Origin of the sequence: Flavobacterium sp. ZE23DGlu08 (assembly GCF_030505335.1) — a bacterium.
Lineage (GTDB): Bacteria > Bacteroidota > Bacteroidia > Flavobacteriales > Flavobacteriaceae > Flavobacterium > Flavobacterium algoritolerans.
The window spans coordinates 3,782,521-3,795,113 of sequence record NZ_CP130045.1; the positions used below are offsets into that span (position 1 = coordinate 3,782,521).

At 33.2% G+C, this 12,593-nt stretch carries 10 protein-coding genes; 6 read left to right on the forward strand and 4 right to left on the reverse strand.

Translation table 11 applies throughout. From position 1 onward, the window contains the following. Window positions 1-27: 27 nt before the first annotated feature. Genes nth through Q1W72_RS16565 form a run of 3 tightly spaced genes read right to left on the reverse strand, consistent with a single transcriptional unit; the run spans window position 28 to window position 1,974 of the window. Window positions 28-672, reverse strand: coding sequence for an endonuclease III (gene nth / locus Q1W72_RS16555; protein WP_302136535.1), 645 nt, complete (start codon window positions 670-672; stop codon window positions 28-30). A 4-nt stretch (window positions 673-676) separates the two neighbouring features. Further along, a complete protein-coding gene (msrB, locus tag Q1W72_RS16560) occupies window positions 677-1,066 on the reverse strand; it encodes a peptide-methionine (R)-S-oxide reductase MsrB (protein ID WP_099715422.1) in 390 nt (129 codons plus the stop codon). A 41-nt stretch (window positions 1,067-1,107) separates the two neighbouring features. Beyond that, on the reverse strand, window positions 1,108-1,974 hold the full coding sequence (locus Q1W72_RS16565; protein WP_302136537.1) for an alpha/beta fold hydrolase: 867 nt from the start codon (window positions 1,972-1,974) through the stop codon (window positions 1,108-1,110). 158 nt (window positions 1,975-2,132) lie between these two features. Here Q1W72_RS16565 and Q1W72_RS16570 point away from each other — a divergent pair, with 158 nt between their 5' ends. From Q1W72_RS16570 to Q1W72_RS16595, 6 genes are all read left to right on the forward strand, one after another. Then, the gene (locus Q1W72_RS16570) at window positions 2,133-3,554 is read left to right on the forward strand and encodes a glycogen synthase (RefSeq protein WP_302136539.1); all 1,422 of its coding nucleotides are present in this window, start codon (window positions 2,133-2,135) and stop codon (window positions 3,552-3,554) included. After that, entirely contained in the window at window positions 3,551-4,831 is a 1,281-nt protein-coding gene (locus Q1W72_RS16575) for a glucose-1-phosphate adenylyltransferase (RefSeq protein WP_099715425.1), read from the forward strand. Before Q1W72_RS16570 ends, Q1W72_RS16575 begins: the two co-directional genes overlap by 4 nt. Window positions 4,832-4,902: 71 nt before the next feature. Beyond that, a complete protein-coding gene (gene glgB, locus Q1W72_RS16580; protein ID WP_302136540.1) occupies window positions 4,903-6,810 on the forward strand; it encodes a 1,4-alpha-glucan branching protein GlgB in 1,908 nt (635 codons plus the stop codon). A gap of 198 nt (window positions 6,811-7,008) precedes the next feature. Continuing rightward, window positions 7,009-9,408 carry a glycoside hydrolase family 31 protein gene (locus tag Q1W72_RS16585; protein WP_302136541.1) on the forward strand — a complete coding sequence of 800 codons (2,400 nt, stop codon included), beginning with the start codon at window positions 7,009-7,011 and terminating at the stop codon, window positions 9,406-9,408. Between the two features lie 88 nt (window positions 9,409-9,496). Continuing rightward, window positions 9,497-10,312 carry a M48 family metallopeptidase gene (locus Q1W72_RS16590; protein ID WP_302136542.1) on the forward strand — a complete coding sequence of 272 codons (816 nt, stop codon included), beginning with the start codon at window positions 9,497-9,499 and terminating at the stop codon, window positions 10,310-10,312. A 184-nt stretch (window positions 10,313-10,496) separates the two neighbouring features. Further along, window positions 10,497-11,822 (forward strand): MFS transporter, encoded by a 1,326-nt coding sequence (locus Q1W72_RS16595; protein WP_302136544.1) that lies wholly within the window; start codon window positions 10,497-10,499, stop codon window positions 11,820-11,822. 34 nt (window positions 11,823-11,856) lie between these two features. Here Q1W72_RS16595 and Q1W72_RS16600 read toward each other — a convergent pair whose 3' ends face one another. Beyond that, window positions 11,857-12,591 (reverse strand): head GIN domain-containing protein, encoded by a 735-nt coding sequence (locus Q1W72_RS16600; RefSeq protein WP_099715430.1) that lies wholly within the window; start codon window positions 12,589-12,591, stop codon window positions 11,857-11,859. Window positions 12,592-12,593: the final 2 nt, after the last annotated feature.

Here is a 12,593-nt window from a genome sequence, read left to right on the forward strand (position 1 = left end):
GTAAAGAGTGAATCGCTTTTTACCCTTTTACCCTTTTATATTTTTATAATATTCACAAATGGAGTTAATTGGGCATTCCGGACATTTAGGCTGTGGCCGACAAATTTCTCTTCCTAAAAATGAAATAGCTATTCCGATTTCTCCCCAAATTTCTTTTGGTAAAACCTGCATTAGCTGCTTTTCGGCTTTGATTCCGTCTTTGGTTTCTGGGATTAATCCAATTCTGGGTGCAACCCTAATAACATGTAAATCAGCGATAATTCCTTCAGCCGGAATTTTTGCTTCGCGAAGAATTACATTGGCTGATTTTCGTCCGATTCCTTTTAAGGCAACTAAACCGTCCATAGTAAGTGGAATATTTTCATCTTTTTGTATGGTTTGCGCTATTTCTATAAGCCAGTTGGCTTTGGTTCCAAAATTCCTGACTTTTGAAATGTGCGGAATTAGTGCTTCCACATTGGAAACAGTTAAACTTTCCATGTTAGGATATGCTTCAAATAGGATAGGGGCAATTTTATTAATATTGGCATCAGAATCCTGTGCGGATAAAACGACCATCACCATAAGTTGATATAAATTATGATACTCAAGGGGATGTTTTCTTCCTTTATATTTGGTTAGAATTGGTTCTAAATTTGTAGTCCAATCAGTAGCATTTTCAAATAAATTCATAGCTTTATTCTTTAAAATCAACAGATAAAGAGTTCACACAATAGCGTTGTCCGGTTTTTGTAGGTCCATCATCAAATACATGTCCTAAATGGCTGCCGCAATTAGCGCAAAGAATTTCAGTACGTTTCATGCCATGTGTCGTATCGGAAATGTATTGTACTTTTCCTGGAATGGATTCATCAAATGATGGCCAACCGCAATGCGCATCAAATTTAGAGTTACTTTCGAATAAAGGCTCTCCGCAAGCACCACAGCAATATGTTCCTTTTTCATAATGCAAATTATAGGTTCCGGTGTGAGGGTATTCAGTCCCTTTTTGGCGAAGAATTCGGTAGCGTTCTTCTCCTAATTGTTCTTTCCATTCTTGTTCGGTTTTTTCTACAGGATATTTCATGATTTTAAGTTTTTTATTTTATGTATAATATTGTAATACAGCTATTTATTTTGAATGAATTGAACTGTTTTTTCAATTACTTTATGATTTCCTAGAATTTTTCGATGTCCTAATCCATCAGTTAATAATAACTCTCCGTTTTTCAAATATTTATGAATGTGAATTCCTGCCTTTACAGGAACTTCAGGGTCATTGTTATCATGGATTACCAAAACTGGAATAGCAATTTCTTTGGCCGCTAAAAAAGCAGAATAGCTATTCATTTTTTCTTGGTACTTTTTCTCGAAATGCAAACGTAAAAGAGTGCTTATTATTGGTTTCAATTCTAATTTTGCTACAAAATCATCCATAATATCTTCTACAATATCCCCACTGCCAATGACTACGGCATGATTTACTTTTAATCCTTTTTTGATAGCATTCAAAACGGACATTCCTCCTAATGAATGGCCAATTGCTGCTTCAAATGGTCCGAATTGGTTGTCTATTTCTAAAATTGTAGCGATAAAATCGACCATAATGGTAGTTTTTCCAGGTGATTTTCCATGAGCTGGTGCATCAAAACTAATAGTTGAATATCCTGCCTTAAGCAATTCATCGGCTATTTTGAATAATTGTGTTCCGCGTCCCGACCAACCGTGAACCAATAAAATTTTCCTCTTACTTTTTCCATATTGATACAAAACAACCTCTTTATCAATTGCAGGAACTGGGATTAATTTTTGAATGCTATTGCGATCCATTTCTAATTCTCTTTTTGGAATTTTATGTTTTATGGGTGTTGTAAAGAGTTTAGCAGCAAATAGTGTAATTAGTTTTGGAGAAATAAAAGAGATTAATTTACTGGTTAATAAGATAATCCTAGGAATTTTCAATGATTGGGTATGATTAGAAGTTTTTTTTGTCATTTCAATAAATTTTCAAGCGTGTAATTATATTATAATTTTTTTAGTAAATTTAGAAAAACATAAAAGTAGTATTTTTTATAAAGTTTTTTGTTGGGATTAACATAAAAGGCGGAAATATTAAATAATTCGTATTAACTAAAAACACCAAAATTTCATAAATGGAAATATTTCATATCAGTGCAGAGTGTTACCCGGTAGCTAAAGTAGGCGGTTTAGCTGATGTTGTGGGTGCATTGCCAAAATATCAAAATAATGCAGGACATCAAGTGCGGGTAGTGATACCTTGTTATGATACAAAATTCAAAAAAGAAAATGATTTTGAATGTGTTCATTGGGGACATGTGAAATTGGGGAATTTTAATTTTCCTTTTAGTGTTCTCAAAGAAAAAACGGATAAGTTAGGATTTGAATTGTATTTGGTTGAAATCCAGGAATTATTTGATAGAAAAGATGTTTATGGATATCAAGATGATATTGAACGTTTTTTATCTTTTCAAATCGCCACTTTGGATTGGATTATAGGTAGAAATGAAGTTCCAGATGTAATTAACTGTCATGATCATCATACTGGTTTGATACCATTTATGATGTTGTATTGTCATAAATACGAAAAACTCCAAAATATTCCTTCCATGATTACCATTCATAATGGTTTGTATCAAGGGCAGTTTGGTTTTGATAAATTGTATTATTTGCCAGAATTTGATTTGGCTCATGTCAAAGTTTTAGAATGGGATAATTGCATCAATTCATTGGCAGTAGCCATAAAATGCGCTTGGGCAGTTACCACAGTTTCTCCTAATTACCTGAATGAGATTAATTATTCGGCTAATGGTTTAGAAATGTTATTTAATCTGGTTCGCTATAAATCCAGAGGTATTTTGAACGGAATTGATATCGAAGTCTGGGATCCTGCTAAAGATGCGATGTTAGAAAAAAACTATTCGATTAAAAATTTCGAAAAAGGAAAGCAAGAAAACAAAGAAAAATTATGCAAGCTTTTTAATTTGGATCCAACAAAACCACTTTTTAGTTTTATTGGTAGGTTATTAGAAGAAAAAGGAGGCGATTTATTGCCTCATGCTGCAGCGCTAGCTTTATCTGAAAATTTTCAACAAATTAATATTTTAATCTTAGGTTCAGGAAATACTGCTATTGAGAATCAATTGAACGGTTTATTAGCTGATTACAAAGGGAATTACAATACATTTATTGGATACAATGAGGAATTAGCTCACTTGATTTATGCAGGTTCTGATTTTTTATTAATGCCTTCAAGAGTGGAACCTTGTGGTCTAAACCAAATGTACTCGTTGCGATATGGTACAATACCTATCGTAAGAAGAACAGGCGGACTGCGAGATACAGTGATTGATTTTGGAGATGATGGAAACGGAATTTGTCACGACCAAGCAACTGTGGGCGATGTTTGTTATTCGATTCAAAGGGCAGTAAATTTATATGACGATAAAAAACATTTAAATAAAATTATAAAAAAAGGAATGAGTACTGATCATTCTTGGGAAAGAGTTTGTCTGGAATATATAGAAATGTACAATTTAATAATTAACAAAAAATGAAAGCTAAAAAGAAAAATGTTATTGCAATTATTTTAGGTGGAGGACAAGGATCCAGATTATATCCATTGACAGAAACAAGGTCTAAACCTGCTGTGCCAATAGGAGGTAAATATAGATTGGTCGATATTCCAATTTCAAATTGCATGAATTCAGATATTTACAGAATGTTTGTTTTGACACAATTCAACTCTGCTTCTTTAAATGCCCATATAAAAAACACTTATAATTTTAGTATTTTTAGCCATGCTTTTGTTGATATTCTTGCTGCAGAGCAAACTCCAGACAATCCAACTTGGTTTCAAGGTACTGCCGATGCTGTAAGACAGTGTATGCCTCATTTCCTGAACCATGATTTTGATTATGCTTTGATTCTTTCCGGAGATCAATTGTATCAAATGGATTTTAATGATATGGTAGAAGAGCATATCAAGAGAGAGGCCGATATTACAATAGCTACTTTGCCTGTAAATGCAAAAGATGCTCCTGAATTTGGAATATTAAAAACAAACTCTGAAAGCTGTATTGAATCTTTTATAGAAAAACCTGCTAAGGAATTGTTGCCAGACTGGGAATCGGATGTGAGTGAGCAAATGAAGAGTGAAGGCAAGCATTATTTAGCTTCAATGGGAATTTATATCTTCAACAAAAAACTGTTGGTAGATATCATGTCAAATAAAGAAACCAAAGATTTTGGTAAAGAAATTATACCACAAGCGGTAGGGAATAAAAAGATATTGAGTTACCAATATGAAGGATATTGGACTGATATTGGTAATATTGATTCTTTTTTTGAAGCGAATATTGGACTGACTGAAGATTTACCTAAATTTAATTTATTCGATAACGACAATAAAATTTTTACCAGACCAAGATTATTACCGCCTTCAAAATTCCAAAAAACAATGATTGATAAATCATTAATTTCCGAAGGCTGTATTTTGAATGCCAAAGAAATAAACCATTCTGTTATTGGTATTAGATCCAGAATAGGTGAGGGAACTATCATTCAAAATTGTTATGTTATGGGGAATGATTTCTATCAGAATATTGATGATATGAATGAGGACGTTAAAAGCAATAAACAATTGATTGGTATTGGGGAAAGATGCTTTATAAACAATGCTCTTGTAGATAAAAATTGCAGAATTGGTAATGATGTTTACATCAATGGAGGAAGTCATTTAGAAGATTTTTCGAATGAATTGTATGCCATTAAAGACGGAATTGTTGTTATTAAAAAAGGAGCAGTTATACCGGATAATTACATCATAAAATAAATTTATAAACTGTTTTTTCTTAAAAATAATATTCTATTCTTTTTCTAAAAATAGAATTATACAATTGTTATATGAGTAAAGTTATCTCGCATTCCCTTTTTACCGATTTTGATATCGATTTATTCAAATCAGGGAAACATTTCCGGCTGTACGAAAAACTAGGCGCACATCTTATAACGGTTGACGGAGTAGATGGTGTTTATTTTGCCGTTTGGGCTCCTACGGCTCATTCGGTATCGGTTGTTGGAGATTTCAATTTTTGGACACAAGGAGAGCATCTGTTGCAAGTCCGTTGGGATTCTTCCGGTATTTGGGAAGGATTTATTCCAAACATCAAAAAGGGGACAACCTATAAATATAAAATACAATCCAATAATGGTGGGATAATAACAGAGAAAGCCGATCCGTTTGCTTTTTATTGTGAAAAACCCCCACATACGGCATCAGTAGTTTGGGATTTAGAGTATAAATGGAAAGATAAAAACTGGATGAAAACGCGTCAAAATCATAATGGTTTAGACAAACCTTATTCTGTTTATGAAGTCCATTTAGGTTCTTGGAAACGCCATACAGAAGGAAATCGTTTTTTGACCTATGTAGAATTTGCCGAAGATTTAGTAAATTATGTAAAAGAAACTGGTTTTACTCACGTGGAGTTTATGCCAATTATGGAATACCCTTATGATCCTTCTTGGGGATATCAATTGGTAGGATATTTTGCGCCAACTTCTCGTTTTGGGAATCCGCAAGAATTCATGCATTTAGTAGATAAATTACACGAAGCAGGAATTGGAGTAATTCTGGACTGGGTTCCTTCTCATTTTCCAGATGACGCCCATGGTTTAGGATTTTTTGACGGATCGAATCTTTTTGAACATCCAGACCGAAGAAAAGGCTATCATCCGGATTGGAAAAGTTTAGTTTTTAATTATGGACGAAATGAAGTTCGTTCCTTCTTAATCAGTAATGCATTATTTTGGTTGCATCATTATCATGCAGATGCTTTACGAGTAGATGCAGTTGCCTCGATGTTGTATTTGGATTATTCCAGAAATGATGGTGAATGGGAACCCAATATTTACGGAGGAAGAGAAAATCTGGATACGATTAGTTTCCTGAAAGAATTTAATGAAGCCGTTTATCTAAATTATGAAGGCGCTCAAACTATAGCAGAGGAAAGTACTTCGTTCCCAATGGTTTCCAGACCTACATCTGTTGGTGGTTTAGGTTTTGGTATGAAATGGATGATGGGTTGGATGCACGATACTTTAGAATATTTTCAAAAAGATACGGTGTATAGAAAGTACCATCAAAATGATTTAACTTTTTCGATGACCTATACCTTTTCAGAAAATTTCATGTTACCGCTTTCGCATGACGAAGTAGTATATGGGAAAAAATCGATAGCGGGAAGAATGCCAGGAGATGAATGGCAGAAATTCGCGAATTTAAGATTACTATACGGCTACATGTTTATGCATCCCGGAACTAAATTGTTGTTTATGGGAAGTGAATTTGGACAAAGTAGTGAGTGGAATTTTGAAGGAAGTTTAGATTGGCATTTGTTGCAATATCCGTATCATGAAGGGGTAAAACTATTGATTACAGATTTGAATAAATTGTATAAAACACAACCTGCATTGCATGAAAAACAATTCAGTCCGGAAGGTTTTGAATGGATTAATTATTCTGATCATCAAAATGCGGTAATGTCTTTCATTCGTAAAGGAAATGACCCAAAAGAGGATGTAATTGTAGTGTGTAATTTCACACAAGTTGTTTGCCCTAATTACCGAATTGGTTTGCCTAAAAAAGGAAAATTGACAGAGATTTTTAATAGTGATGCTGCAAATTATGGAGGAAGTGGAGTTTCTAACGCTAAAAAAATAGCAATTGAAGCTATGCCTTATGATGGAAGAGATTATTCGACAGAGTTGCTTTTACCGCCATTAAGTGTAACCGTTTTTAAAATTTCATAAGTATAAAAGGGTTCTTTTTTTAAAATAAGAATAACTAATGGTTTTCATTTATAATGGAAACCATTATTATATATAGTTGATTTTTATATTAAAATACACTATAACGTTTTCGCGAATAAAACCCACATATATAACTGTTTACAAAGTAATTTTGTAAGTTTGAGTTCTAGGAAAAGATTAAAATTAATACCATATAAAATGATTACAAATACAGAATTAGAATATAAAGGCGATTTATATCCCACAAAAATAACTTCTTTTGAGCATGAAGTAGATTCAATATTTTTTCATACCGATAATAGTGTCATATTAAAAGTAACCGTATTAAGAGATAGTCTAATCCGGTTTAGATTTACGACAAAAGGGTATTTTAGTAACGATTTTTCTTATGCAGTTGATAAAAGTCATTCTCATGGATATAATTTTCTTGAGGTTTCTGAAGTAGAGGATTATTATCAGATAAAAACCAGTAAGGTAAAATGTAGAATTCAAAAAATAGATATGAGGTTGTCTATTTTTGATTTGGAGGACAATATTATTTTAGAGGATGAATTGGGTTTCCATTGGGAAGAAAGCTATGAATACGGGGGAAATATCGTAAAAATGAGTAAGGCTTCAAAAGATGGGGAATGCTTTTACGGACTTGGTGATAAAGCAACTCAAATGAATTTGAAAGGTAAGAGACTGGAAAATTTTGCAACGGATCAATATGCTTTTCAAAAAGACCAGGAACCGTTGTATAAAGTAGTTCCGTTTTATATTGGATTACAAAACAAACAATCTTATGGTATTTTCTTTGATAATACGTTTAGAACCTATTTTGATTTTTGTCATGAAAGAAGAAACGTAACGAGTTATTGGGCAGAAGGTGGAGAAATGAATTACTATTTCATTTACGGACCACAAATGCAAGATGTTGTTACTACCTATACTGATTTGACCGGAAAACCTGAATTACCGCCGCTTTGGGCACTTGGATACCACCAATGTAAGTGGAGTTACTATCCGGAAAGTAATTTAAAAGAAGTTGCAGCTAAATTTAGAGAGTTGAAAATTCCATGTGATGCACTGTATTTAGATATTGATTATATGGAAGGTTTTCGATGTTTCACTTGGAACAAAGAATATTTCCCAGATCCAAAAAGAATGGTGGCTGAATTAGCCGAAGACGGTTTTAAAACAGTGGTTATTATTGATCCGGGAATAAAAATTGATAAAGAATACGCTATATATAAAGAAGCTTTAGAAAAAGATTATTTCTGCAAAAGAGCTGATGGTCCATACATGAAAGGGAAAGTTTGGCCAGGAGAATGTAATTTTCCGGATTATACAAATCCAGCAGTAAGAGAATGGTGGGCGGGATTATTCAAAGAATTAATTTCAGATATTGGAGTAAAAGGAGTGTGGAACGATATGAATGAACCTGCGGTTATGGAGGTTCCTAATAAAACGTTTCCTATGGATGTACGCCATGATTACGATGGAAATCCTTGCAGTCATAGAAAAGCACACAATATTTACGGTACACAAATGGCGAGGGCAACGTATCACGGTGTGAAACGATTTGCTTATCCAAAAAGGCCTTTTGTAATAACAAGATCAGCATACGCTGGAGCACAACGCTACACGTCTTCTTGGACAGGAGATAATGTTGCGACTTGGGAACATTTATGGATTGCAAATATTCAAGTGCAGCGCATGTCTATTTCGGGAATGGGTTTCACAGGATCAGATATTGGTGGATTTGCTGAACAGCCTTCAGGGGAATTATATGCACGTTGGATTCAATTAGGTGTTTTTCATCCTTTTTGCAGAACGCACTCTTCTGGAGATCATGGTGATCAGGAGCCATGGGCTTTTGATGAAGAAGTTATCGATATCACCAGAAAATTTGTCAATTTAAGATATCAATTATTACCGTATTTATATACTATGTTTTGGCAATATATTGAGGAAGGAATTCCCATGCTGAAACCATTAGTGTATTATGATCAGGACGATATTCAAACGCATTACAGAAATGACGAATTTGTTTTTGGTAATCAAATATTAGTTTGTCCAATTTTAGAGCCAAATGCTTTAGGAAGAAGGATGTATATTCCTCGAGGACAATGGTATAATTATTGGACCAACGAAGAAGTAAAAGGAGGAAAAGAAATTTGGGTAGATACTAAATTTGATCAGATTCCAATTTTTGTAAAAGCTGGGGCAATCATTCCTAAATATCCTGTTCAGCAATATGTTGGAGAGTTAGAATTTGATGAGTTAACACTAGATATTTACTACAAAGAAGGAAAAGAAAAATCAGTGGTTTATGAAGATGCCCAAGATGGGTATGATTATAAAAAGGGGAGATACAGCTTCTTATCATTTCAAACAACCGGTAAAGAGAAAGAGCTGATTATTCAGTTGCATAAAGAAGGAAAATACGATACGAATTATTCTAAATATAAAATAAATCTTATTGGATTACCATTTAAAGTCAAAATGATCGAAATTGATAATGTAGAGGTGTCATTTGATAAAAATACTTTAGAAAATGAAGGTTACTTGATTGTTGATAAAGGGTTTACGGCATTTCATATTACTGGTGAATAACAAAAAAGTTGATACTTTTACATTTAATTATGTAAATTTAAATGTTTATAATAATTGTATTTTTGTTTAATATTTAAAATCTAAAATTATGAAAAAGCATTTAATAGTAGGGATTTTTGCAGTAGGATTAGTTTATTCTTGTGCAACGAATCCTATAACAGGGAAAAAAAATTTAAATTTTGTTTCTAATAGTGAGTTGTTTCCAACATCGTTTCAACAATATGGGACTTTCTTAAAAGAAAATAAGGTAATTACCGGAACTGCCGATGCTAGAAAAGTTGAAACTGTAGGGATGAGAATTAAAGCTGCTGCAGAAAAATATTTAATTTATTTAGGTCAATCACAATATTTGCAAGATTACCGTTGGGAATATAAATTAATTGACAATAAAGAAGTGAACGCTTGGTGTATGCCAGGAGGGAAAATTGTTGTTTATTCAGGGATTTTACCAGTTACATTAAATGATTCTGGTTTAGCGACTGTAATGGGACATGAAGTTTCTCACGCCTTAGCAAATCACGGTGCGCAACGTATGAGTGCCGGACAAGCTCAAGAGGTACTTGGCCAAGTTATAGCTGTTGGAACATCTGGTAAAAGTGAACGAACGCAGCAAATATGGGGTCAAGCATATGGATTAGGTTCTCAGTTTGGTGTAATGCTTCCTTTTAGTAGAAATCACGAGACTGAAGCAGATAAAATTGGACTTACTTTAATGGCAATTGCGGGGTATAATCCAGATGAATCAATTACTTTTTGGTCTAGAATGGCTGCCCAATCTTCTGGACAAGCACCCCCAGAATTTATGAGTACGCACCCTTCTGACGCTACAAGAATTGCAAACTTAAAAGCATTAATCCCAGAAGCTAAAGCTCTAGCGGCTAAAGTTGGTATTATTTACAAATAGTAACTTATTATTATAAAATATCTAAACAGGTTGTCCTTAAAATGGATAGCCTGTTTTTTTTTGAATATGAGTCATAATTATTATGCATCTCTTTACTCATTAATGATTTGTTAATGCATAAATATTTACTTTTTATATCGTTCTTAGCAAAAAATAAATAAATTCGTATCCTAAAAAAATAAACATGGCAGATTTAGAAAAAGGGAGTAAAAAATTATTAAACGCTTGGGCTTTTTATGATTGGGCAAATTCAGTTTATACACTAACTATTGCATCTGCTGTATTTCCTATTTTTTATGAAGCTTTATTTTCTGAGCGTGATCACTACATTGATGTTTTTGGCTTGCATCTAAAAAATTCAGCTTTAATTAGCTTTATTACCGCTTTAGCATTTTTATTAGTGGCTTTTATTTCGCCTTTATTGTCTGGTATTGCAGATTATGTGGGGGATAAAAAATCATTTATGAAATTCTTTTGCTACCTGGGAGCGCTTTCTTGTATGGGATTGTATTGGTTTAATCTTGAACATATATACATTGGATTGGCATTTTATTTTTTTGGATTGATTGGGTATTGGGGAAGTTTAGTTTTTTATAATTCCTATTTACCAGATGTTGCTTATGTAGAGCAACAAGATAAAATTAGTGCCAAGGGATATTCATTTGGATACGTTGGAAGTGTTATTTTATTGATTATCAATTTAGCGATGATCATGAAACCAAAACTTTTTGGAATTACTGGAACTGATGGAGAAGCAGCCATGAAAGCCATGCGATATTCATTTGTTATGGTTGGAGTTTGGTGGATATTATTCAGTCAATATACGTACTATTATTTGCCAAAAGGGAATAAAAACGCCGACCGTAAAGTAACACATCATGTTGTATTTAACGGTTTTAGAGAGTTGAAAAAAGTTTGGTTTTTATTGAAAGAAAATATTGCATTAAGACGGTATTTAGGAAGTTTTTTTGTGTACAGTATGGCCGTACAAACGGTAATGCTAGTTGCCACTTATTTTGGAGCACAAGAAATTGCTTGGTCCTCTAAAGCTGAAAGTACTACGGGTTTAATTATTTGTATTTTGATCATACAATTAGTTGCTGTTCTAGGGGCAGTTATCACTTCAAGAGCCTCAGAAAAATTCGGAAATATTCCAACTTTAATTGTAATTAACTGTATTTGGGCAGTATTTTGTGCAATTGCATTTTTTATTACTTTGCCAATACATTTTTATGCTATGGCAGGAATTGTAGGACTTGTGATGGGAGGGATTCAAGCTTTATCACGTTCAACTTATTCTAAATTATTACCTGAAACAGATGATACAGCTTCCTTTTTTAGTTTCTTTGATGTTGCTGAAAAAATAGGAATTGTTATAGGAATGTGTATCTATGGAATTATCGATCAAATCACGGGAAGTCCAAGGTTAGCAATTGTATTTCTTGGTGTATTCTTTGTTGTGGGTATTCTGTTATTAAAAAGAGTGCCAAAAAAAGGCGTTTTAAATTAATAAAACACCTTCATAATAGTTTTTATTTTTAAAATTAGGCTCTCGATATAGCTCCTGAGCCATTTACTTTCGTATCTTTTTTCTTTGGGTCTCCAATGTATTCAATATCTCCTGAACCAGAAACTCTGGCATGAAGACTTTCACTGCAAAAAACTTTACTGTCTCCTGAACCAGAAACGGTAATCTTAGCGTTTTTAGCTTTCAAATCACCGGCATCAATATCACCGGAACCATTTAAATTACTGTTAAAATTTTCAGTTTTCCCAGCAAGAACTATATCTCCTGAACCACTTAAATTAACATCAAAGTCATTTGCTTCAACATCTAATTTCATATCACCTGAACCGGTCAATTTAGCTGAAAATGATTTCGTTTTAATGCTATTTTTAGTCATTACATCACCAGAACCAGTCAAAGAAACTTGATTTATACTCTCGAAAGGTACAGTTATGATAATTTGTTGTCCTTTGCTTACGCTGATATATTTGTTCTTTTCTGTAGAAATTTTCAATACCTGATCGACAACCTCGACTTTAATGTAAGACAATAAGTTTTCTTCCCCTTTTATCGTAATATTTCCTTCTTTTCCAGAAACTAATTCAACGTCAAAAAATCCTGTTATTGCAATTTCATCATATGAAGCGGTGCTTCTTTTTTCAGAAGTTACTTTTCCATTTCCTTTTATTTTTTCATTGGATGACCATTGCGCATTAGCCATTGTAGTTAGTAATAGTGAACAACTAACAAATAATTTGATTGAATTTTTCATAA